General features: G+C 68.5%; 1 protein-coding gene. It reads right to left on the bottom strand.

The window, feature by feature from the left end; all coding sequences use genetic code 11:
• Positions 1 to 641: hypothetical protein (locus VXC91_RS46565; RefSeq protein WP_329513361.1), on the bottom strand; the 641-nt coding region annotated here is incomplete at both ends.

The raw sequence follows: 641 nt of genomic DNA, 5'->3' as shown, positions 1-641 counted from the left end.
GGGCAGGAGCTTGAAGACCAGCAGGGCGTGCAGCAGTGCCTGGACGCGGGGGTCAGTGAAGCGCAGGCCGGGGATGCGGGTGCCCTCGGCGGTGCGGATCGGGTCGGTGACGGCGGCGAAGACCTCCGCGCCGCGGGCCGGGTCGTGGCTGAGTTGCTGGACGCCGAGCAGGCGCCGGTTGGCGGTGAAGCCGATCTGCCGCAGTGTGGGCAGGTTGGTCAGCCGTTTGCCGATCCGGAAGTCGGTCGGGTTGTTGATCGTGGTCTCGGTGCGCAGGGCGCGTCCTTCCTTGTGGTACTGCTTGATCCGGCTGGTCTTGTAGTCGACGTGCAGGCTGGGGATGACCCCGTCGGTGAGCACGCGGGTGCGGAAGGTTCCCGGAGTGGGACGTGGTCCGCGATGGAAGATGCGCCGGTCGAAGATCAGGCTGATCTGGTCAGGGCGGCCCAGGTCAAGGTTGTCGCGGATGACCTGCTCGAAGAAGATCCGCCCCGATTGCGGGCGGTCGAGCATCTGGGTGAGGGAGAACTCGGCCTGCAGGATGGACAGGTCATAGCGGTAGCCGGCGGCCCGGTCGGCCGGGCTGAAGGGGTGCGGCAGGGCCGCGAGCCATTTGCGCAGCAGCGCGTCGATGTGGGCTG

This window comes from Streptomyces chiangmaiensis (assembly GCF_036281785.1).
Classification (GTDB): Bacteria; Actinomycetota; Actinomycetes; order Streptomycetales; family Streptomycetaceae; genus Streptomyces; species Streptomyces chiangmaiensis.
Note: the sequence above shows the minus strand (reverse complement) of the source record. Positions and strands in the feature narration are given on the sequence as shown.